This is a genomic window from Brachybacterium netajii (SeqCode), assembly GCF_054114245.1.
Genome location: NZ_JBSYXB010000001.1, coordinates 814452 through 836893, shown reverse-complemented (window position 1 = coordinate 836893; position 22442 = coordinate 814452). Strand labels below are relative to the sequence as shown.

The 22442-nt window shown below is 73.7% G+C and carries 18 protein-coding genes; 10 read left to right on the top strand and 8 right to left on the bottom strand.

The features are described 5' to 3' along the window. Positions 1–27 precede the first annotated feature (27 nt). From ACXET9_RS03620 to ACXET9_RS03595, 6 genes are all read left to right on the top strand, one after another. Entirely contained in the window at positions 28–1329 is a 1302-nt protein-coding gene (locus tag ACXET9_RS03620) for an extracellular solute-binding protein (protein ID WP_457884895.1), read from the top strand. Positions 1330–1410: 81 nt separating this feature from the next. Beyond that, positions 1411–2349, top strand: coding sequence for a carbohydrate ABC transporter permease (locus ACXET9_RS03615; RefSeq protein WP_457884894.1), 939 nt, complete (start codon positions 1411–1413; stop codon positions 2347–2349). Then, entirely contained in the window at positions 2346–3284 is a 939-nt protein-coding gene (locus ACXET9_RS03610) for a carbohydrate ABC transporter permease (RefSeq protein WP_457884892.1), read from the top strand. The genes ACXET9_RS03615 and ACXET9_RS03610 overlap by 4 nt, the downstream gene beginning before the upstream one ends. Beyond that, positions 3281–4606: a glycoside hydrolase 5 family protein gene (locus ACXET9_RS03605; protein ID WP_457884890.1), complete on the top strand. Its 1326-nt coding sequence runs from the start codon at positions 3281–3283 to the stop codon at positions 4604–4606. The genes ACXET9_RS03610 and ACXET9_RS03605 overlap by 4 nt, the downstream gene beginning before the upstream one ends. Further along, complete coding sequence (locus ACXET9_RS03600; RefSeq protein ID WP_457884889.1) at positions 4603–7059, top strand: glycoside hydrolase family 3 protein; 2457 nt, start codon at positions 4603–4605, stop codon at positions 7057–7059. The genes ACXET9_RS03605 and ACXET9_RS03600 overlap by 4 nt, the downstream gene beginning before the upstream one ends. Positions 7060–7228: 169 nt before the next feature. Beyond that, positions 7229–10135 carry an endo-beta-N-acetylglucosaminidase gene (locus tag ACXET9_RS03595; protein WP_457884887.1) on the top strand — a complete coding sequence of 969 codons (2907 nt, stop codon included), beginning with the start codon at positions 7229–7231 and terminating at the stop codon, positions 10133–10135. Between the two features lie 60 nt (positions 10136–10195). On the opposite strand, the gene ACXET9_RS03590 is transcribed toward ACXET9_RS03595, so the two are convergent. The 4 genes from ACXET9_RS03590 to ACXET9_RS03575 form a co-directional block, all read right to left on the bottom strand. Then, positions 10196–10774 carry a hypothetical protein gene (locus ACXET9_RS03590; RefSeq protein WP_457884885.1) on the bottom strand — a complete coding sequence of 193 codons (579 nt, stop codon included), beginning with the start codon at positions 10772–10774 and terminating at the stop codon, positions 10196–10198. Between the two features lie 71 nt (positions 10775–10845). Next, positions 10846–12432, bottom strand: a complete 1587-nt coding sequence (locus ACXET9_RS03585) for an ABC transporter substrate-binding protein (protein WP_457884884.1) — start codon at positions 12430–12432, stop codon at positions 10846–10848. 324 nt (positions 12433–12756) lie between these two features. Further along, the gene (locus ACXET9_RS03580) at positions 12757–13350 is read right to left on the bottom strand and encodes a hypothetical protein (RefSeq protein ID WP_457884882.1); all 594 of its coding nucleotides are present in this window, start codon (positions 13348–13350) and stop codon (positions 12757–12759) included. Next, entirely contained in the window at positions 13347–13976 is a 630-nt protein-coding gene (locus ACXET9_RS03575) for a hypothetical protein (protein WP_457884880.1), read from the bottom strand. The genes ACXET9_RS03580 and ACXET9_RS03575 overlap by 4 nt, the downstream gene beginning before the upstream one ends. Positions 13977–14362: 386 nt before the next feature. Here ACXET9_RS03575 and ACXET9_RS03570 point away from each other — a divergent pair, with 386 nt between their 5' ends. Further along, positions 14363–15478, top strand: a complete 1116-nt coding sequence (locus tag ACXET9_RS03570) for a 3-deoxy-7-phosphoheptulonate synthase (protein WP_457884878.1) — start codon at positions 14363–14365, stop codon at positions 15476–15478. A gap of 10 nt (positions 15479–15488) precedes the next feature. On the opposite strand, the gene ACXET9_RS03565 is transcribed toward ACXET9_RS03570, so the two are convergent. Then, positions 15489–15941 (bottom strand): hypothetical protein, encoded by a 453-nt coding sequence (locus ACXET9_RS03565; protein ID WP_457884876.1) that lies wholly within the window; start codon positions 15939–15941, stop codon positions 15489–15491. A gap of 277 nt (positions 15942–16218) precedes the next feature. Here ACXET9_RS03565 and ACXET9_RS03560 point away from each other — a divergent pair, with 277 nt between their 5' ends. Further along, the gene (locus ACXET9_RS03560) at positions 16219–17262 is read left to right on the top strand and encodes a CorA family divalent cation transporter (protein ID WP_457884874.1); all 1044 of its coding nucleotides are present in this window, start codon (positions 16219–16221) and stop codon (positions 17260–17262) included. Here ACXET9_RS03560 and ACXET9_RS03555 read toward each other — a convergent pair. Beyond that, positions 17246–18052, bottom strand: coding sequence for an SDR family oxidoreductase (locus ACXET9_RS03555; RefSeq protein WP_457884873.1), 807 nt, complete (start codon positions 18050–18052; stop codon positions 17246–17248). The two genes, ACXET9_RS03560 and ACXET9_RS03555, sit on opposite strands and share 17 nt — an antisense overlap. 196 nt (positions 18053–18248) lie before the next feature. Between ACXET9_RS03555 and ACXET9_RS03550 the strand changes: the two genes are divergently transcribed. After that, on the top strand, positions 18249–19349 hold the full coding sequence (locus tag ACXET9_RS03550) for a DUF6226 family protein (RefSeq protein ID WP_457884871.1): 1101 nt from the start codon (positions 18249–18251) through the stop codon (positions 19347–19349). 19 nt (positions 19350–19368) lie between these two features. On the opposite strand, the gene ACXET9_RS03545 is transcribed toward ACXET9_RS03550, so the two are convergent. Together ACXET9_RS03545 and ACXET9_RS03540 are read right to left on the bottom strand one after the other, a co-directional pair. Then, positions 19369–20148: a response regulator gene (locus ACXET9_RS03545; RefSeq protein ID WP_457884869.1), complete on the bottom strand. Its 780-nt coding sequence runs from the start codon at positions 20146–20148 to the stop codon at positions 19369–19371. After that, positions 20145–21506: a sensor histidine kinase gene (locus tag ACXET9_RS03540; RefSeq protein WP_457884867.1), complete on the bottom strand. Its 1362-nt coding sequence runs from the start codon at positions 21504–21506 to the stop codon at positions 20145–20147. Before ACXET9_RS03540 ends, ACXET9_RS03545 begins: the two co-directional genes overlap by 4 nt. Before the next feature lie 177 nt (positions 21507–21683). Between ACXET9_RS03540 and ACXET9_RS03535 the strand changes: the two genes are divergently transcribed. Then, complete coding sequence (locus ACXET9_RS03535; RefSeq protein ID WP_457884866.1) at positions 21684–22427, top strand: GAP family protein; 744 nt, start codon at positions 21684–21686, stop codon at positions 22425–22427. Positions 22428–22442 lie beyond the last annotated feature (15 nt).

Sequence of the window (22442 nt, the reverse complement as noted above, 5' to 3'; positions counted from 1 at the left end):
CCCCACCTCGACAGGAGTAGTTCGACGATGAACCACCAGATCGCCCGCCGCACCGCCCTCACCGGATCCGCCGCGGCCCTCGCCGCCCTCGGCCTCGCCTCGTGCGGGATCGGCGGCGGGACCACCGAGACCGACACCGGCTCCGGGGAGGTCACCGGCTCGATCCGCTTCCAGACCTGGAACCTCAAGGGCGGCTACGAGGAGTACTTCACCGCCCTCATCGCCGCCTTCGAGAAGGAGTACCCGGGCACCTCGGTCGAGTGGATCGACCAGCCGCCGGAGGGCTACCAGGACAGCCTCTCCGCCGACGCCGCCGCCGGGAACCTCCCCGACGTCGTCGACATGGGCCCCGAGGCCGCGTACTCGCTCGCCTCCGCGGGCATGCTCGTGGACCTCGCCGCCGAGGACCCCTCCCTGAAGGACGGCTTCCTGCCCGCGGCCTGGGAGGCCATGACCTTCGCCGGCCTCGGCGGCGGCACCTACGGCTTCCCCTGGTACCTCAACACCGGTCCCTCGTTCTTCAACACGGCCCTGTTCGAGGCCGCGGGCCTGGACCCCGAGAACCTCCCGGCGACCTACGACGAGCTGTTCGAGCAGGCCGCCGTGATGGGCGAGGCCTCGGACGCGTCGATGATCGGGCGCCTCCCGGCGATCGAGACCTTCGGGACCTACGGCGTCCAGCTCATGAACGACGAGGGCACCGCCTTCACCTTCAACGAGGACCGCGGCGTCCAGCTGCTGCAGCACTACATCGACCTCTACCAGGGCGAGGGCTTCACCGAGGAGTCCCTGAACGCGCTGCAGACCGGTGAGCTCGACGCCTTCAAGGCCGGGGAGCTGGGCTGGCTGCCCGGCAGCTCGTACACGATGAAGGAGCTGCGGGAGACCGCCCCCGACATCGCCGAGACCGTCGCCGTCGCGCCCGCGATCGCCGACTCCGCGCCGAACATGTACATCGAGTCCCTCACCGTGTCCTCGCAGTCGACGAACCTCGCCACGGCGCTCGCCTTCGCGGCCTTCGCGACGAACCCCGAGAACCAGATGGAGTTCGCGACCCAGGCGTCGGTCTTCCCCTCGAACGACGGCGCCCTCGAGGACGCCCGCTTCACGGAGGACGACGGCACCGACGACGGCGCGATCCGCGTCCAGTCCGCCGCCCAGGTGAAGGAGGCCGTCGTGTGGTGGCCGCCGGCGTTCTCGGGCGAGAGCTCGGCCGTCTACCTGCAGGAGCAGATCGGTCAGGCGCTGCTCGGCCAGAAGACCGCGCAGGAGGCCCTCGACGCCGCCGTCTCCTACGCCGACGACCGGATCGTCACCGCCGACAGCTGACCGCCGACGGCCGGTCGGCTGACCGCCGACCGGCTGCGCGTCCGTCCGTCGTCGCCCGTCCCATCCTCGAAGGAGGTCCCCGTGCCCTCAGCAACCACCGCCGCCCCCGGGACGGCGCGGCGACGGCGCTCGCGCCATTGGGCGCAGTCGCCCTGGTTCGTCCCCGCGCTGTTCGTCGGCGGCGCGCTCGCCGTCGTCCTCGTGATGACGATCTTCCCGTTCTTCAACACCCTGGCCCTGGCCTTCACCGACGCGACCATGCTGCGCGGCGGGTCGTTCATCGGCCTGGACAACTTCCGCGAGCTTCTCGGCGACGAGCGCTTCGGGACCGCCCTGCTGAACTCCTCGCTGTACGTCGTGATCGTCGTGCCGCTGATGATGGTGCTGCCGCTGATCCTCGCGACCCTGGTCGCGGGGGAGGGGCGCCTGCTGGGCTTCTTCCGCACCGCGTTCTACATGCCGGTGGTCATGTCGGCGGTCGTCGTCGGCCTGATCTGGACGAACCTGCTGGACTCCAAGGGCCTGGTGAACCAGACCCTCGCCTGGCTCCATGCGATCGCCGAGCCGGTCCCCTTCCTCACCGACCGCTGGCTGCTGCTGTTCAGCGCCATGTTCGTGACGGTGTGGATGGGCCTGGGGTACTACATGGTCATCTACCTGGCGGCCCTCGCCTCGATCGACCCCTCCCTCTACGACGCCGCCGCGGTCGACGGGGCGGGCGCCGTGCGCTCCTTCCTCTCGGTCACGATGCCGGGGGTGCGCAACACGATGATGCTCGTCGGCATGTTCTCCTCGGTCGCCGCGTTCCGCGTGTTCGGCGAGGTCTACGTCCTCACCGGCGGCACCGGCGGGCCCGGCGGCGGCGTCGTCACCATGACGATGCTGATCCAGCGCGAGGGCACCGGCCTGCAGGCCCGCACCGGCTATGCGGGAGCGATCAGCCTGGTCATGTTCGTGATCCTCGCGGTGCTGCTGATGGCGCAGATCATCCTGCAGAACCGAGAGGGGAGGAAGGCATGAGCGCCGACCTCCGCGTCCCCGCCGTCGGCGATCCTGCGCCGGTCCCCGGCACGGGTGCCAGCGCCGGCTCCGGCCACGCCCCGACCCCGGCGCTCCCGCGGCCCGCGCGGCGCCGCCGCCGGTCCGGGACGATCACCCGCTATGTCGTGCTCGTGGTCATGCTGGTCGTGCTGGCCGGCCCTCTGCTGTGGCAGCTGTCGCTGTCGCTCAAGGGCCCCGGGGACGACCTCTACGCGCAGCCCCCGCAGCTGCTGCCCACCGACCCGACCCTCAGCAACTTCACCGACGTGATCGCCCGGATCCCCGTGCTCGCGTTCGTGCTGAACTCGTTCGTCGTCGCGGCCATCGTGATCATCGGGAACCTGGTGCTGGCGACCGCGGCGGGCTTCGCCCTCGCCCGCCTGCGCTGGCGGCTGCGGCCCGTGGCGACCGGCGTGTTCGTCGCCGCGATGCTCGTGCCGCTGGAGGCGATCATCATCGCCCAGTTCCTGCTGGTGCGCTCGATGGGGCTGACGGACACGCTGCTGGGCGTCGCCCTGCCGATGCTGGTGACGCCGCTGAACGTGCTGCTGATGCGCAACGCCTTCCTCGGGATCCCCGAGGAGATCGAGGAGGCCGCCGTCGTCGACGGCGCGAACGCCTGGCAGCGCTTCCTGCGGATCTGCATGCCGCAGGTCAAGGGCGTCATGTCGGTCGTCGCGATCTTCGCCTTCGTCGGCTCCTGGAACGACTTCCTGTGGCCGCTGATCATCCTCACCAGCGAGGACAACTACACCCTGACCGTCGGACTCAACTACCTGCGCGGCACGTTCTACGACGACCCCCGTCTCATCGCCGCCGGCACCATCATCGCGCTCGTCCCGATCATCGCCCTCTTCGTGGCGATGCAGCGGTACTTCATGCGCGGACTCGAACAAGGAGGGATCAAGGGATGACCCCCGCCCCGCACCCCGCTTCCGGAGCGACGGAGCTCCTGCGCTTCGGCGTCAACTACGTGCCGCGCGACGGCTGGTTCCACTCGTGGCTGGCGCCGCAGTGGGACGAGATCCGCCGGGACCTCGACACGATCGCGTCGCTGGGCCTGGACCATGTGCGGATCTTCCCCTTCTGGCCGATCCTGCAGCCCAACCGCACCCTCGTGCGGGAGGAGGCCCTCGCCGACGTGCGGCGGATGGCCGAGATCGCCGGCGAGGCCGGCCTCGATGTCGCGGTCGACGTCATCCAGGGGCACATGTCGAGCTTCGACTTCGTGCCCGCCTGGCTGACCTCCTGGCATGCGCGCAGCATGTTCGCCGAGCCCGACGTCGTCCAGGCGCAGGTCGACCTCACCGCGAAGCTCCACGGGGCGCTCGCCGACCTGCCCCAGTACATCGCCCTGACCCTCGGCAACGAGGTCAACCAGTTCTCCGGCGACCCGCATCCCACGCCCATGCGCGCCACCCCGGAGGAGGCCGGCGACTGGATCCGCGCGCTCCTCGGCGCCGTCCCCGAGGGGGCGCCGCAGCTGCGCCTGCACGCCGAGTACGACGCCGTCTGGTACCTCGACGAGCATCCCTTCGAGCCCGCGCACGCCTCCCGCCTCGGCGACATCACCGCCATCCACTCGTGGATCTTCAACGGCACCGCCCAGACCTACGGCGGCATGTCCTCGCAGAGCCTCCGCCACGGCGAGTACCTGTGCGAGCTCTCCACCGCCTTCGCCGAGCCCGGCCGCGGGGTCTGGCTGCAGGAGATCGGCGCGCCCCTGAACGTCCTGGACGCCGACGACGCCGCGGACTTCTGCACCCGCTCCGTCCGCCACGCGGCCGACGTGCCCGGCCTGTGGGGCGTGACCTGGTGGTGCTCGCACGACGTGGACCGCTCCCTCGCGGACTTCCCGCCGCTGGAGTACTCCCTCGGCCTGATCGACGCCGACGGCGCCGTCAAGCCCATCGGCCGCGCCTTCGCCGAGATCGCCGCCGAGCTCCGCGCCCGCCCCGCCCCGGCGCCCGTGCGCAGCGAGGCCGTGGTGATCGACGTGGACGCCGACGACGTCCCGCTGCGGCGCGCCGACTGCGCGCCCGGCGGCACCGTCTTCGCCGCCTGGAACGAGCTCGCCGCGGCCGGCCGCCGCCCCGCGCTCGTGACCTCGAGGATCGCCGGCGACCCCGCCGCGCTCGCCGCCCGCGGCATCACCGCCGTGCACCGCGTCGCCGCGGGCACCGGCGGCGGCTACTCGGCGATCTCCGACCCCGAGGCCCTGGGCGTGACCGCATGACCGCCGCAAGCGCCGGCGCCGCGACCTTCGGCGCCACGGGTGCCGCGGCGAGCCCCGCGAGCGCCGCGGACCGCGTCGAGGCGCTGCTCGCGGGCATGACGACCCGCCAGAAGGTCGGCCAGCTCAACCAGCGTCTGCTCGGCTGGACCGCGCTGCGGCGCAGCGGTGACGGCTTCGCCGTCACCGACGAGGGCCTCGCCGAGATCGAGCGCTGGCAGGGCATGGGCGCGCTGTACGCGCCGCTGCGGGCCGACGCCTGGTCCGGGCGCTCCTGGACCACCGGCGGCATCCGCCCCGAGGAGCGGGCCGAGGCCCTCGCCGTGCTGCAGGACGCCGTCGCCGCGGCCTCCCCGCAGGGCGTGGGCGTGCTGATCTCCGAGGAGGCCCCGCACGGGCACCAGGCCCTCGGCGGGACCGTGCTGCCCGTGAACCTGGCCGCCGGCGCGGCCTTCGACCCGGATGCCGTGGAGGAGGCCGCCCGCGGCGTCGCCGCCGAGCTCGCCGCCTCCGGCGTCCACCTCGCGCTCGTCTCCGCGCTCGACGTGCTGCGCGACCCCCGCTGGGGCCGCGCCGAGGAGACCTTCGGCGAGGACCCGCTGCTGGCCGCCGAGCTCACCCGTGCGCTCGTCGTCGGCCTCCAGGGCGAGGACCGCTCCGCGATCGGCGGCGCCGACGGGAGCGCTGCCGGTGCCGGCGTCGGCGCTGCCGGGGCTGGCACCGGCGTCGGCGCGGTGCTCAAGCATCTGGCCGCGCAGGGCGAGGCCATCGGCGGACGCAACGGCCAGTCCGCCCAGCTCGGCCCCCACGACCTCGCCGAGATCCATCTGCCGCCCGTCCTGGCCGGCCTCGACGCCGGGGCGGTCTCCTTCATGGCCGCCTACAACGACATCGACGGCGTGCCCTGCTGCGGCAGCCGCGAGCTGCTCACGGGCCTGCTCCGCGAGCGCCACGGCTTCGACGGCGTCGTCATGGCGGACATGTTCGCCGTGGACCGGCTCGCGACGATGACCGGGGACCTGCGCTCCGCCGGCCGCACCGGACTCCTCGCCGGCGTCGACCTCTCGCTGTGCGACGAGGGCTTCACGACCCTCGACGAGCTCGCCGAGGCCGATGAGCGGGTCGCCGCCCAGATCGACGTGGCCGCCCGCCGCGTGCTCGCCCTCAAGGCCCGCTTCGGCCTGCTCGGCGGCGCCCGGAGCACCGCGGCGGCATCGGCCGCCGAGACCGGGCAGGCGTCGGAGCCGACGCGGCGCCCGCGGCTCGAGCTCGCCCGGGAGCAGACCCGCACCGCCTCCCGCCGGCTCGCCGCCGAGTCCCTCGTGCTGCTCGCCGACGACCGCGGCGCGCTCCCGCTCGAGGCGTCCTCGCTGCGCCGCCTCGCCGTCGTCGGCCCCTACGCCGATGACGTGCCGTGCATGCTCGGCGACTACGTCGCGCCCCAGCAGGAGGGGACGGCCCTGTCGATCGCCGGGGGCCTGCGGGCCGCCCTCCCGGCGACCGAGGTGCGCGTCGCCGACTGGGCCGAGCCCGCCGACGTGCGGGCTGCGCTGCTCGTCGGCGCCGACGACGCGACAGACCACGACGACGCAACCGGCGCCGACGACGCGACCGGCGCCGTGGACGCGGTGGTCGTCGTCCTCGGCGGCACCAGCCATCGCTCCTACGACGACGACTTCGCCGAGAACGGGGCGATCGCCGGCCGCGCCGGCGCCGCCACCGGCGGCGAGGGCGTGGACCGCGCCGACGTGTCGCTCCCCGGGGCGCAGGACGCCCTGGTCGCGGAGCTCTGTGCGACGCTGCCGGCCGACGTGCCGCTGATCGCCGTGGTCGTCGCGGGTCGTCCGCACGTCCTCACCGGCGTCGTCGGGCACTGCGATGCGACCGTATGGGCCGGCTATCCCGGACCCTCCGGCGGCGCGGTCGTCGCCGACCTGCTCCTCGGCCGCGCCGAGGCGACCGGACGCCTGCCCTTCACGCTGCCGGCCCACCCGGCCGTCCTGCCCGTGCGCTACAACGACCGCCAGGACGTCGAGGGCCACTACCAGGACGCCCCGCAGGCGGTGCTGTTCCCCTTCGGCCACGGCCTGCTGCGCACGGGGCTCGAGATCGCGGACGCCGAGGCGATCGTCGGCGGCCCGACGGAACCCGTGCGCCTGCGCATCAGGGCGACCCTCCGCGCTGATGGTCCGGACGGCTCCGACAGCGCGGACGGATCCGGCGCCGTCGGCTCCCGATCACGCACGGTGCTGGTCTTCGGCCATCGCCGCGGCGGCGTCCGCATCCCGCGGCGCCGGGAGCTGCTGGCCTTCGCCCGCATCGAGGGCGTGCCTGGGCAGGCCCGCGAGCTCGAGCTCGCGATCCCCGCCGCACGCTTCTTCGCCGACCCGCACGACCCCGCCTGCCGCACCGAGGTCGACATCGAGGGCACCGCCCTCACCGTCCCGGCGCCCTGACCCCCGTCCCACCGTCCCTCGTCCCACCGGTCCTCGTCCCTCCGCCGCCTATCCCGCCCGTCCCTCCGATCCCTGCTCCTGCGACCCCGCTGTCCGACCTGCCGTTCGTCCTCGCTGTTCCCCGCTCCGCGGCGCCCCGGCGCCGCCGTCTCGAAGGAGAGACCCCCGCGTGACCTCGACCGACCGCACCGCATCGTCCGCCCGCACCGCCTACTCCGGCTCCGCCGCCTCCGCCGTCTCCGCTGGCACCGGCGGCCCCGGCGCCGCCGCCCGCCGTTCGTCGGCGCTCGCGCTCCCGCGGCTCCCGCTCTCGCGCCGCAGCCTGCTGCTCGGGGCGGGGGCGGCGACCGCCGCGCTCGCCGGCGGGGTCCTCGCCGCGCCCGACGCCGAGGCCACCGACACGCTCCCCTGGGAGGGGGACCGGGAGGCCGGACCCCACCGGCCCGCGCAGCGCGGCTACAACCCCGACCAGGTCCTGGCCTGGTCCGCGGACACCGATCCCGATGCCTGGCTGCTGAGGGCACGGATCCCGCTGCAGGGCCGGGCGGAGGCGCTCCCGGCGGCGCAGCGTCGTCCCGAGCTGCCCGCGGCCACGCAGTCGCTCATGCTCGCCGGCGACTACGGCAACGCGTTCTTCGAGAGCTGGCACTCCGCCGACATCTTCGCCCAGCACCTCTTCGAGTACTGGCAGCACGTGGACGTCATGGCGTCCTGGCACGGCATGGCGTCCGTCGGCGCCCCCGAGTCGCTCTACCACCCGGAGGAGGAGTGGACCCAGCGCTGGTTCGAGTTCGGCGCCGTGAACCTTCCGAACCCCGGCTACACCGACGCCGCGCACCGCAACGGCGTGCTCTCCCTCGGGACGATCTTCTTCTCCGACAACGACCGCGGGTCCCAGCACTTCGCCGAGCTCCTCGTGCGCGCCGACGACGGCTCCTTCCCGGCGGCCGCGCAGCTCATCGCGATGGCCGAGCACTTCGGCTTCGACGGCTACTTCGTGAACCAGGAGCAGGTCTCCGTCGCGATGACCGCCGACGAGCGCACCGCCTACCGCGAGTTCATGGTGCAGCTGCGCGAGGGCGGGATGTACGTCCAGTGGTACGACTCCGTGACCGACGCCGGCCGCATCTCGTACCAGAACGAGTTCAACGCCGCGAACAGCCCCTGGGTCGAGAACGGCGAGCAGGGCCGCGTCTCGGACTCGATCTTCCTGAACTACTGGTGGAACCGATCGAAGCTCACCGCCTCGGCCGCGCACGCCTCCGAGCTGGGGCTGGACCCCCTCTCGACGGTCTTCACGGGCGTCGAGGCCGGGATGTACCAGTTCTCCCAGCCGTACGACCTCGACCAGAACCTCGACGACGACGGCGTCCCGATGACCGCCATCGCGACCCTCGGCGCCGACTTCGTCCATGCCGACATGGACGGCAAGACCGACAACGCCCTCCAGCATGCGGCCTTCGACCGCGCCCGCCGCTGGTGGACCGGCAGCTCGACCGGCACCGGCACTCCAGCCGACGAGGGCGGCCGCTGGCAGGGCATCGCGACCTACATCGCCGAGCGCACCGCCATCACCGGCGATGCCTTCCACACCTCCTTCAGCACCGGCCACGGGCTCGGCTGGTGGCAGGACGGCGTCCGCACGGGCGAGCGCGAATGGGGCGCCATCGGCGTCCAGGACATCCCTGTCACCTGGCAGTGGTGGTTCAGCACCGACGAGTCCGACGCCGACGACGGGTCCGACAGCTCCGCCGCGGCGGGCTCGCTGCAGGCCGACATCGCCTACGGCCCCGACTTCGTCTCCGCCGACCGCTTCTCCTACACGCCCGTCGAGCCCTACGAGGGCGGCAGCACCCTGGTCGTCTCCGGCACCCTCGCCGCGAGCACGACCCTGCGCCTGTTCCGCACCGACCTCGAGGTCGGCAAGGACACCGAGCTGAGCATGACGGTCCAGGTCAGCGCCGGATCACCCGTGCTCTCGGCGGTCATCGCGCTCGCCGACGACCCGACCGCGCTGATCCGCCTCCCGCTCGCCCTCGACGGCGACACGGGCGGCTGGAGCACCGCGACCGTCGACCTCTCCGCCCACGCCGGCGCCCGGATCGCCGTCATCGGCCTCGGCCTCGGCCTCGACCTCCCGGATGCCGACGGCACGGACAGCACCGACGGCGCTGACGGGACCGACGGGACGGGCACCGCCGACGGAGCCGAGCCGCAGGACGTGCAGGTCGACCTCGGCGCGCTCACTGTCGCCTCCTCCCGGGCGAAGGCGCCGGCGCGTCCGCACGGGCTGCGGATCGAGCGGGCCCTGCCGGGAACCCAGGAGCTGCTGGTGGCCTGGGATCTCGCGGACTTCTCCGAGGTCTCGCGCTACGAGCTCAGCGTCGACGGCGTCCACCTCGGCGCGGTCTACGGCGACGTCCTCTACGTCGAGGACTTCACGGAGACGACGGGGACCCTCGAGCTCGTCGCCGTCGGGCACGACGGCCGACGCAGCCGCGCCGCCACGCTGGACGTCGACCTGACGGCCCTCGGCGCCGTGCAGGTCGACGCCGCAACCCGGCCCGGCGAGGTCACGGTGTCGTGGGATCAGCCCTGCCATGCCAGCACCCGCGTGAGCATCACCGCGCTCGATGCCGGGCCGGCGCCCTTCACCACCACGGTGAAGGCATCGAAGGGCGCGACCTCGCTGGTCATCACCGGCGTCCCCACCGACGGCTCCCGCTTCCTCGCCGTCGTCGACGACCGGCGCACCACGGCCGTCGGCGCGGTCGGCGCCTTCGCCGACACGGAGCTCGCGCCCTACCCGGCCGAGGCCGCGACGATCGACGGCAGGAGCCTCGTGCTCACGCGTCCGACGCCCGACGACTGGTCGACCCTGACCATCCTCGAGGACGACGAGCCGCTCCCGTTCGCCACGACCTACAGCCAGGGCGAGCGCGACCACTGGACCTGCGGCCGCGCGACCCGCGCCTCGCTGAGCAAGACCCTCGCCTCGGCCGAGAGCCGCGTGGTCGCGGTGCTCACCGACTACGCGGGCAACAGCGTCGAGACGGTCCTGCGCGAAGGCGCCTGACCGGCGGAACCGGATCGAGGGCGACGGCCTGGCGCCAGCCGCCGGCCGTCGCCCGCCCGATCAGTCCTCGTCGCCCGACGAGCAGCGGATGCTGCCGTCGACGACGGCCTCGCCGATGACGGCGTCGTCGAACGTGACGACGCCGTCCTCGGCGGTGATCCCCTCGGTCGAGGAGTCGTTCTTCTCGGGCTCCCCGGAGTCGTCGAGCTGCACCAGGGCGAACTCGCCTGGGACCGCCTTGATCAGCGGCAGCCCGCCCTCATCCATCGACAGCAGCACGAGGGTGACCTCGCCGCCGCTGGTCTCGCACTGCGCGACCGACGGCGCGAACTCGATCGACTCCTCGCCGTGGGTGATGGTGAGCGTCGTGCCCACGGCGTCCCCGGCCTCCGCCTCGTCGGACGCGGCGTCGGCCCCGTCGGCCGTTGCCGGCCAGTCGGACGGGGCGGAGTCCGCGGCGTCGGAGGTCCCGGCCGCGCTCGTGCTGGCGGCATCGCCCCCGGCGTCGCTCGCGGCGGAGCCGTCGTCGGCCCCGCCGGAGCAGGCGCTCAGGGACAGCGCGAGCGCGGCGAGGAGCAGCGCCGGACGGGCGGAGGAGCGGAGGGCGAGGCGGCCGCGGGAGCGGGACGTGAGCGTCATGCCCTTCTTCTAGCAGGGCGTCCCGTCCCGGACCGCGGTCGGACGGCGCAGTGAGACGTGCGCCACTCGCCTCAGGACTCGACCATGCCGTTGATCTCGTCGAGCGTCGTCTGCGCGGCCTCGGCAGGGGTGGAGGTCCCGAAGCGCACCTCGTCGAGCATGCGGGTGAGGGTGTTCTGCGAATCGGCCGTGCCCATGGGCTGCACGGCGGGCGCGCCGGTGATCTCGGCGGTGACCGCGTCGAGGAACGCGACGACCTCCTGGTCGGTCGCGGTGAGCGCATCGCCCATCGCCTCGACCGCCGCGGGATCGGAGGGGACGCCGCGGTTCAGCAGCTGGATCTTCTGCGCGCCCGGATCGTTGACCAGGAAGTCCACGAGCTGCGCGGCCTGGTCCTGGCGGGTGCTCGTCGCGGAGATCGACCAGAACATGGTCGCCTTCTTGAACAGTCCGTTCTCGGTGGCGGCGCCGGCGAGCGACGGCGGACGCAGCATGACCGCGCCGTCCTCGCCGACGGCGTCGCGCAGGGACTGCAGCTGGTTCGTCCAGGTCCAGGTCATCGCCGCATCGCCGGTCGAGAAGGCCTGCTGCTCGAGGGCCACGGACGCGTCCTCGACGGCGGCGTCGGCCGCGAGGGTCGCCCCGGACTCCTGCAGGTCGAGGTAGAGCTGGTACCACTCGGTGAGGGACTCGACCGTGCAGCCCATGGCGTCCTCGGCCCACATATCCTCGCCCTTCTGGCGCAGGAAGATGGTGAGGTCCGCGTAGCTGCCGCCGCCGGTCACACCGGTCGCGACGCCCGAGTCGCTGATGGCCTTCGCGATGGCCTGGAAGTCGTCCCAGGTCCAGGTGGTGTCGTCGGGCATGTCGACACCGGCGGCCGCGAAGACCGTCGGGTTCGCGGCGATCACCCAGGCGTTCGAGCCGGTGGACAGGCCCGTGAGGACCCCGTCGACGCGGCCCGCGTCGAGATCCGCCGCGGCGATCCCCGAGAGGTCCAGGTCCGCGAGGGACTCGAGGTCGGCGAGGACCCCGCGGCCCGAGTACTCGGCGATGTACTTGCCGTCCATGTTGATGACATCGGGCGGGGTGCCGCCGGCGACCTGCGTCGCGAGCCGATCCCAGTAGCCGTCCCATTCCGAGGGCTGGAGGTCGACGGTGATCTCCGAGTTCGCGGCGAGGAACGCGTCGACCATCTCGGCGGTGAAGTCCTGGTAGAACGTGGGACCCCAGAACGTGAAGCTGACCTCGTTGGAGGTCTCCGCGGTGCGGGCCGACGGGCCGCAGCCGGCCAGCAGCAGCGAGCCCGCCACCGAGCCGACCATGCCCGCCGTCAGCAGCGTGCGCCGCGCGGGGCCGACGCCCCGGAGTCCCGCGCCCGCCCCCGCGCCCGAGCGCAGGAACGGCGAGGCCGAGAACGCGGAGCCCGCCCGGGAGACGCAGGTCGCGGTCACCGGGCGCGCGGCGATGCGCGGACGGCGCCGCGCGGCGGCGTGCGCCGATCCGTGCATCGGCCGGGGCGGGGCGAGTGGGCGCCGATGGGTCCCGGAGGGTGCGCCGGAGCGCGCGGTCCGGTCGGCGGCGATCGGGCCGGCGGCGATCGGGCCGGCGGAGCGCAGCGCGGCGGTGGGGGCGGGGGAGAGCGATGCGGTGAGCATGGTGGTGTCCTCGGAACGTCGTCGGTCGCGGAAGATGCACGGTGCGGGGGACGACCGGGGTCCTCTCCCGCGCACGCCGCGCTGAGCGCGGTGTGGCCGGAGGATAGGACGAGCGGGCAAGCGCTGTCCATCGGTTCCGCGAAGGTGCCCACCGGCCGGCCCTCGTCCTGCGGAAACGCTCGTGTTTGCAGGGCTTTTGCAGCGGAGTTGCCTGTGGGGGCCGGCGGATGCGGCATCCGGGCCGCCGTCCGAGGCACCGTTCGAGGCGCCGTTCGAGGCGCTGTCGGATACGGCGTCGATGTCAGTTACTAACTGACATCGACGCTATATCGCGCGCCCCGAGCTCACCAGATCCCGCACGGGCACCCAGCCGGTGCCGTCCCGTCCGCGGGCGGGACGATCGGTGCCGGCCGCGCGCAGCCACATGACGGTGCGGTGCAGCACCTGCGTCGCGGCCGGGGCGCGGCCCGCGCCGTGCAGGCAGGAGGCCTCGAGGCCGGAGACGACGAGCTCGGCGGGGAACGTGCCGGGGTCGTAGCGCATGAGGCTCTCCTCGTCGGGGAGGTCCAGCTGCGGCAGCCACTGCTCGGGCCGGTTCCCGCCGTCGACGACCATCCGGCCGCCGGGCCGGTCGAGGACCTCGAGCAGCATCGGGGCGATGTAGGTCAGGACCGCCGGATGCAGGCGCGCGGCGACGTAGACCGCGTCGAACGGATCGAGGTCCCAGCCCTCCAGCTCCGGCGCATACATGTCCTCGAGCCCCAGGGCCCGCAGGACGGGATCCTCGAGGACCGCCAGATGGGAGGGGCTGCCGGTGTGGACGAAGGCGATCCGGCACTCGTGGCGCAGGCGCCGCGGTCGAAGGCTCGCGCCGGCCGTGCTCGTCGTGCGCGTGTCCACCGCGTCGTCGGCGCTCATGGCGTCACCGTCTGCAGCGCGGGGGCGAGCTCGAGATGATCGAGGATCCGCTCGGCGATCTCCTCGGCCGCCGTCGGGTCGCCCGCGAGCTCGGCGAAGGCCAGCAGGTCGGCGGCGGGCCGGCCGGGATGGGCGGGGTCCAGGAGATCGCCGCCGCCGTGGACGACGACCTCGCCCGCGCCCAGCGGATAGGAGACGTCCACCGGCAGGCGACCGAGGCCGATGCCGGTGATGACCTGCGCATCCGTCGGGAGGTCCGCCAGATAGGAGCAGCCGCAGGAGGTCGAGGAGCGGTCCGCGCCCTCCCAGATCGGATGCCGCTCGAGGGCGCTCAGGCGCAGATCCTCCTCCGTGCGGAACTCCATCTGCCGGGGGAGCGGGAGGCGCTCGACGAAGACCGTCTGCGGATGACCGGAGACCAACAGGCGCCCGCCCGAGCGCACCCAGTCCGACAGGCGATCGCGATGGCGGGCGAGGAAGCGCTGGTCGACGTCCCGGGCGAGGATGATCCCCGTGAAGGCGTCGAGATCCAGCCGATCGAGGTCGTAGACGTCGCGCACCGCGATGCGCGCGGTGTCCTCGGCGGCGGAGGCGGGGCGCTGGACGAGATGGAGCGTGGTGGGCATCGGCTCTCCTCGGTCGATCGGGGAGTCTCCGGGCGGAGCCTCCGGCGGGTGCTCACGGAAGCAATGGAGGGAAAGGGGCGCTTCCGTAATTCGTGAAGGTAAGCCTAAGTGATGGTGGGCGTCGAGGGGCGTCCGCGTGACGGAGCGTGACCTGCTGTCCGACGGCGGTCGCTCCCCGCGGACAGGGGTTGGCCTCCGCCGGGGCGTGCTGTACGGTGCCGCTCATGACGAACCGATGGTTTACCTATGCGAAGTCGGCCCTGGAGGGGCCGGCGGCGGCATAGCGTCACCATCCCTTCAGAGCCGACAGGGCAGAGCGGAAGCTCTGCCCTTCGCCGTTTCCCGGCGGGCTCTGCATGGGTCCGCCCCGTCCCAGGACAGGACCCATGACCTCGACACTCGTCTCCCCGGCCGACGCTCCCACCAGCAGTGCCACCATCCCCGACCGTCGTATCGCGAGCTTCACGCCGCTGCCGACCCCGGCCGACCTCCTCGCGGAGCTGCCGCTGACCGCCGCCCATGAGGAGACCGTCGCCCGCTCCCGCGAGCAGGTCCGCGCGGTCCTCGCCGGTGAGGACGACCGCCTGCTGGTCGTCGTCGGCCCCTGCTCCATCCACGATCCCGAGGCCGGGCTCGACTACGCCCGCCTGCTCGCCGGCATCCAGGACGAGGTCGGCGACGACCTGCTGCTGGTCATGCGCACCTACTTCGAGAAGCCCCGCACCACCGTCGGCTGGAAGGGTCTGATCAACGACCCGCACCTGAACGGCTTGCACGACATCGCCACCGGCCTGCGCCGCGCCCGCGCCTTCCTCGGCGAGGTCACGGCGCTGGGGATCCCCTGCGCGACCGAGTTCCTCGAGCCCATCAGCCCCCAGTACATCTCCGACCTGATCAGCTGGGGCGCGATCGGCGCCCGCACCACCGAGTCCCAGATCCACCGCCAGCTCGCCTCGGGCCTGTCCATGCCGATCGGCTTCAAGAACGGCACCGACGGCGGCATCCAGGTCGCCCTCGATGCGATCGGCGCGGCCTCGGCCCCGCAGGCCTTCCTCGGGATCGGGGCCGACGGGCGCGCGAGCCTCGTCTCCACCCTCGGCAACCCCGACGTGAACCTGATCCTCCGCGGCGGCGCCGACGGCCCCAACTTCGGCGCCGAGCACGTGCGCGCCTCCGCCGACCGCCTCGCCGGCTCCGGCCTGCCCGCCCGTCTCGTGATCGACGCGAGCCACGGCAACAGCGGCAAGGACCACGTCCGCCAGGCCGAGGTCGGCCGGCTCCTCGCCGAGCAGGTCGCGACCGACGGCGCCGCCATCGCCGGCATCATGCTCGAGTCCAACCTCGTCGCCGGCGCGCAGAAGCTCGACGTCGCCGTCGGCCCGCAGGACCTCGTGCGCGGGCAGTCCGTGACCGACGCCTGCATGGGCTGGGAGGCGACCGCCGAGGTGCTGCGCGCGCTCGCCGGAGGCGTCCGCCGCCGACGGGAGGCGGCGGCCGCCTGAGAGCGAGCGGTCAGATCTTCTCCACGCCGCTCTCCGTCGACCGCATGGCCGTGCCGCCCAGCTCGTCCTGGACGGCCTCGGCGAAGGAGTAGTCCTCGCGGTCGGTGCCGTCGATCAGGACGACCCATCCGCCGGACTGCACGGCATACCCCTCGAAGCCCTCGGCGTTCATGGCCTCGAGGAACTCCTTGCCCTTCACGTCGTGCGGGACGACGGCGGCGACCGAGACCTCGTCGTCGCCCAGCTGGCAGTAGCCCTCGACCGTGTCGAACGCCGGGAAGTCGTCCGTGACCTCGCCCTCCATGTAGGAGGTGAAGTCGCTGGAGTCCACGGTGTCGCAGCCGATCTTCACGCGCATCTCCTCGTACACGTCGCGGGAGTCGTCGTAGGAGCCGCCGCAGCCGGAGAGGACGAGGACGGTGCCGGCGGCCAGGGCGGTGCAGAGGGCGGGGCGGATTCTCATGGGGATTCTCCTGTGGGGGTGGAAGGGATCGGGATGGTGCGCCGGCAGCGGACTGACCTGCTGGCACCTATGAGTCGCAGCGGATCGCGCCGAAGTTGCATCCGGATCCGATCGATGTCGCGGAGTTTCCTCCCGTGCGGCGCGAGAGGCGCTCGGCATGCGCTGCTCGGCGCAGCCCGGCACCGTCCGGCGTGCCGCGGTGGACGCGGGAGCGCCGGTGCGCGACAGTGTCGGCACGAGGCGCGGCGAGGGCCGACGCCGGTGAGGAGCAGGGCCGATGCGCATCGTGAGCACCATCGACGAGCTGGCGGAGCACCGTCGGCGGACCGCCGACAGCGCCGCCCACGCCGCTGGATCCGCTGACGCCGCCGATGCCGCCGATGCCGCCGATCCCGTCGGCCCGGTCTGCGTCCTCGCGGACTCGCTCGACTCCGTGCTCGCCCGGGAGGCGGCCGCGCTGCTGGACCTGCGCCTGCCGCTGCGACCGGGCATGGCGCGCCGCCCGTCGGCCGTCGTCGACGGCGACCGGCTGGAGCTGGTCCTGTTCACCCTCGAGGAGGACCGCAGCCAGCATCGGGTCGAGGTGCTCGCGGGCCCGTCGGGCCTGCTGCTCGCCGCCCCGGACGCTGTCGTCGCCTCGTTGCGCGAGCACCTCGCGGCGGAGCTCCCGCAGCGGGCGCCGCAGGGCGCCGACGAGACGCCTCAGGATCTCCCGCAGGGCCGCCCGCACGATCTCCCGCACGATCTCCCGCATGCTCTGCCGCACGACGTCCGAACCGCGTTCGTGCTGGTCGTGCTGGGGATCGCGCGGCGCAGCGAGCAGGTGCTCGACGTCCTCGAGGACGACTGCCAGGAGATCGCCGAGCGGCTCACCGGCTACACCTCCTCGCCGCAGCGGAGGGAGATCGCGCGCCTGCGCACCGACCTGTTCCGCATCCAGGAGCTGCAGGCCGCGCAGCAGGCGCTGCTCGCGGCCGATGAGGAGGTCGCCCAGCATCTCGCGCACGTCGGCGCCGCGCGTCGGCTGCTGAAGCGCTCGGCCGCGGCCTTCGGGGCGAACCGCTCGCTCGCGGAGCGGCTCTACGCGATGCTCGGCGACGTCCTCGCCGAGCAGGACGCCGTCGTCAACGAGCGCCTCACGCTCGTCGCGACGATCTTCCTGCCGCTCACCCTCGCGACCGGGTTCTTCGGCATGAACTTCACGTGGATGCAGGACCAGATCGGCTCGCCGCAGGCGTTCGCGCTGCTGGGCGTCGCGGCGCCCGTCGCGATCACCCTGCTGACGCTGCTGGTGGTCCGGAGGATCACGCGGTCGGCGTGACGACCGTCCACCGGCTCTGCGCGGCGGCCCAGGCTCCGGGCGTCGGGCCCAGCAGCTCGGCGCCCGTCGGCGCGAGCAGCACGCCGCTCTCGAGCTCGGGGACCGGCGGATGCGTGCGCTCGATCGGGCGTGCATCGCCCACGGCCTCGAGGTGCAGCGCGGTCAGGTCCGGCAGACGGATCGGCTCCGGGCCCGCGACCTGGCGATCCCGGGCGGCCAGCGGATCGCTCGCGGCGGCCGGATCCGCGACCGCGCGGACCGCGCACTCGACGAGGACCTCGGCGACGGACTGCACGGCGACCGGCTGGATCAGCCAGTCCTGCACCTCGATGCGGTCCTCGTGCTCGGTGACCGCGGCGGGGTTCATCGCGAACTCCATCCACTGCGCCGAGCGGACGATCGTGTGCGGCAGCGACGAGTCCTTCAGCGCCTGCTCCTGGGCGCGCTTGGCCAGGTAGTAGGGGAAGGCGTCGAAGGCCGGGGCGCCGATCCCGCAGATCGACAGGTGCACCAGATGGGCGACGCCCGCCTCTTCGGCAGCGACGATGACCAGCTCGGTCGCCGAGCGGAAGGTCTCCACCACGTCCGCCGCGGGATCGGTCGGGTAGGCGTTGGACGCGTCGATCACGACGTCGGCCCCCGTGAGCCCCTCGACCAGGCCCTCGCCGGTGTGCAGGTCGACCCCGGTCGCGCGGGACAGCGGGACGGCCTCATGGCCGGCCGCCTCGACAGCGGCGACGACGTGCTGGCCGGCGGTGCCGGTCGCACCGAGGATCGCGAACTTCGACAACAGGGTCTCCTTCGGGCAGGGAATGCGGGGAGCGCAGAGAGCAGGGGAGGGCGCGACGCGCGTGCACGCGACAAGCCCCCTGCGGCACGCGCACGTCCCCCTCCCCCCATTGCATCGTGAGAAACCCGGCGGCGGCACGTCCGACGCGCAGTCTTTGCCGGATTGCGACAAGACTTTTCCCGGTAGCGTTCCGGATATGTCCGCTACCGATGCCGCCGCGCCGAGCTGGTGGGACGAGGACCGTCGCCTCGCCCTCGAGAATCCCGACGGCGAGGAGACCCCGCTCTCCGAGGAGATCATCGCGCTCCTCGACGAGGTCGACGCCCTGTTCCGGGCCTCCTGCATCTCCGCGGAACTCGACCCGCAGGGCTGGCCGGACCCGCATCTGGACCTCCACGGCCGCTATCGCGACAGCACCGACGACGAGTACAGCCGCTGCCTCGACCCCGAGAAGTTCCGGCTCCTCCACGTCCGCGCCGACGCCTGGCGGCAGGTCCTGCTCGGCCGCGGCTGGGCCGACGAGGAGACCGCGAAGGCGGAGGCAGGGGAGGACGTGGAGGAGCATGCGGGAGCCGTGTCGCCCGTGGCCTGGGCGGGCTCGCACTCCGACCGGCCGGCGGACACGGTCCTCCTGCGCCCGCGCCGCGCCGGCGCGCGGACGCTCGTGCTAACGTCCGTCGGAGGCTCGAGGGACGCGGCCCGGACGCGCCGGGAGCCGGCGGACCTCAGCTCCAGCGACGAGGTCCTCCCTGCGCTGATCGTCGGCGTCGGTGCTGGCGGCCCGCCGTCGGATGCGCCGATGCCGGCGATCGCGGTCGAGGACCTCCCCGACTGCGGCTGCGACGCCTGCGACAGCGGATCGCGGGACCTGCTCGAGCAGGTCGACCGCGCGATCCTCTCGATCGTCGACGGCTCCCTCGAGGCGGCCGTGGGACCCGACGGCTACCGTCGGCGCACCTCCTTCGGCGCGGAGGCCGGCTCCGGCGGCGAGCCCGACGAGGCCGTCCGTCCACTGGAGATCCTCGCCGGACCCTGGGCACCGGACTGGACCCCGCGCCCGCTGACCGCCCCGATCACCGACCTCGACGGCCCGTCCCTCGAGGACTGGCAGCGCGAGTCCTGGCAGCGCGAGTCTTGGCCGCGCGAGCCGTGGCCGCTGAGAGCGCTCGGCGCGGTCGCCGGGGCGCTGCCCGTGCCGCTCGCCCGACGGCTCGGCGGCCCCTGGCCCGACGGCCTGCGCTCCGGCCCGGGCCGGAGCGGACGTGCGGCGAGCGTCCGCTACCGCGAGCGTCCCTGAGGATCAGCAGCGACCGGTCTCAGCCCCGATGCTGCTGCCACCACAGCGCCGCCTGCACCCGAGAGTCCAGACCGAGCTTCGCCAGCGCATGCGAGAGATGCGTCTTCACGGTGCTGACCTCGACGAACAGGCGCGAGGCGATCTGCTGGTTCGAGAGCCCCTCGGCGACCAGCGCGAGCACCTCCTCCTCGCGGCGGGTGAAGGCGGGGACCGGAACCGTTCCCGAGGCGGGTGCCGTCGGTGTCGTCGGTGCCGACGGTACCGAGGGGGCGGCCGGGGCCGCAGGCGGAGCGGTGGTGCGATCGCGCAGGGCGCCGAGGACGGTGCGGGTCGCGGCGGGGGAGAGGACCGCGTCGCCGCGGTGCACCGCCCGCACGGCCTCGAGGATCCGCGCAGGCTCCTCGGACTTCACGAGATAGCCGTCGGCCCCGGCCGCCAGCGCGCCGAGCACGAACTCGTCGAGGTCGAAACCGGAGATGACCAGCACATCCGCCCCGGTCTCGCGGAGGCGCGGCGTGATCTCGATGCCGGTCGCCCCCGGCATCCGCACATCGGTGAGGACGACATCGGGGCGGTGCGCACGGGCCGCCGCGAGGGCGCTCGGCCCGTCGGACGCCTGCGCCACGACCGTCACGTCGGGCGCGGAATCCAGCAGCGCGACCAGCCCGGAGAGCACGGCGGGATGGTCGTCGGCGACGACGACGCGGATCGGCGCGGCGGGCGCGCCGGCAGGTGCTCCGGTGCGGTCCGGGCCGGGCACATCGGCGGGCGCGCGGTGGGGCAGGGGCGGAACGGTCATCGGGCATCCTCCTGGGCGGACGACGGGACGGCGGGGAGACGGGCGAGCACCTGCCAGGTGCCGGGATCGTCGGCCGACGGGCCCGAGCGGGCCTCGCCGCCGACGGCCCGCGCGCGGTCGGCGATCGCCCGTCGGCCGACCCCGCCCCCGGCCGATGACGCGCCGGCGCGGCGGTTGGTCAGCTCGAGGACGACGACGAGGCCGGATGCGCCGTCCCCCGGTCCTCGGCCGGCGGCGGCCGCCCGGCCATCGGCGCAGGCACGGCCATCGGCGCAGGCACGGCCGTCGGCGTCGGCCCGGCCGTCGGCCGTCTCGACCCGGACGGCGAGCGCGAGCGGTGCCGCGCCGTGGCGGACCGCGTTGGTGACGGCCTCCGCGCCGATCCGCAGCAGCGCCGCCTGCACCGCGGGCGCGACCACTGCGGGATCCGTCGCCCGCGGATCGATCGCGACCCGCGCCGACGGGTCCCTCCCGCGGAGCCGGTCGGTGAGGGAGGACCAGCTCAGCGTGACCGTCGGTTCCCCGCCGGACTCCTCGTCGGCGAGCACGCCGATCATCGAGCGCAGGTCCCGCAGCGCTGCGAGCGAAGAGTCCCGCGCTGTCGCGAGCGAGCGGTCGCGGGCCTCCTGATCGGGCAGCGAGGAGGCGAGGCTCGTGTGCAGGGAGACCGCGCTGAGATGCCCGGCGATCACGTCGTGGAGGTCGTGGGCGATGCGTCGGCGCTCGGTCTCGACGGCGCCTGCGGCCTGGGCCGCGGCGAGCTCCCGCTGCACGTCGACGAGGTGCTCGGCCGCCCGGCGGGCGGCGCGATGGTGGCGCACCTCCCAGCCCCACAGCAGCGGGACCATCACCACGAGCGAGGCGACCATCGCCACCGCCAGCCCGTACGCGGGCTCCACCAGCACGATCGCGGCGAGGATCCCGAGCGCGCTGACCAGGATGCCTAGCCGCGTCGTCCAGCGGGCCAGGCGCGGACCGCCGTGCATGACCGGCTCGAACATCGCCTCGAAGAACAGGAAGTAGGCGCTGATCTGCCCGCCGAGGATCATCTCGAGGAGGGACAGGGGGCCGGCGACCGCGAGCGGCAGCCACGGCAGGCGGCGTCGCCACGCGACCGAGGCCGAGGCGAGCAGCAGCAGGGGGATCGACACGACGAGCGGCAGGCGCGTCCCGTCGACCCCGAAGCCCGAACCGCCGATGCCCGAGAGCGCGAGCACCAGCACCAGGGCCGCATAGCCGGCGGCCGTCGCGAGATCCCGTCCTTCGACCCGCCCGGGCGCTGCGGATGCGGCGGGCTCGTCGACTGCCGGCTCATCGGCCGACGACGGGCGCACCGGGGCGGGATCGGCGGAGGTCATGGCATCGAGGCTAGGCGGCGATCGGCCCGAACTCCTCCCTCCGCGCCCGATCCGGTACCGAAGGAGGAGGCGGAGGGGCCGACGAAGCGCACGGGGAGGAGCGGCCGACGGACGAACGGCCCGGAACCGGCACCTCCGGGGGAGGACGCGGCGCCGCCGCCCGGGAAGCATGGAGGCATGGACATGCTGCCCGACGTCGCCGGCCCGCTGGGGCTGATCCTCCTCGCCCTCGTCGACTCCACCTCGATGGGGACCCTCGTCATCCCCCTGATCCTGCTGGTCACCGCCGACGGCGGGGCCCGCCGCGCCGCCGGTCGCACCCTCCTCTACCTGGCGATCATCGGGCTGTTCTACCTGGCCCTCGGGGTGGGCCTGCTCGCCGGGCTGCTGCCGCTGCTCGAGCGCTACGGGCACCTGCTGAGCTCGGCGCCCGTCACGGTCGGGCTGCTCGTCGCGGGCATCGGCCTCATCGTCTGGTCCTACCGGACCGACCCGGCGACGATCCGCAAGCGCGGCGGCGACCCCGAGAAGTCTGCCGCGCGCTGGTCGGACAGGGCCCGCAGCGCCGCCGGCCGGCCCGGCACCCTGGTGCTGCTCGCGCTCGGCGCGGGGATCGTCGAGGCCGCGTCGATGATCCCGTACCTCGCGGCGATGGGGATCATCGCCGACATGGGCGTCGGGATCGGCGGCGGCGCCCTCGTCCTCGTCGGATACTGCGCCGTGATGATCCTGCCCGGGGTCGTGCTGTGCGGGCTGCGGATCCTCGCCGGGCGCCGCGCCGACGCCGCCCTCGACCGCTTCCACGCCTGGTCGATCCGCAGCGCCGCCTCGGCGTTCTCCTGGGCTGTCGGGATCATCGGCGTGCTCCTCGTGCTGAACACCGCCGGCCCGGTCATCGCGATCGCGCAGGGCGTCGCCTGACGCGCCGTCCGACGG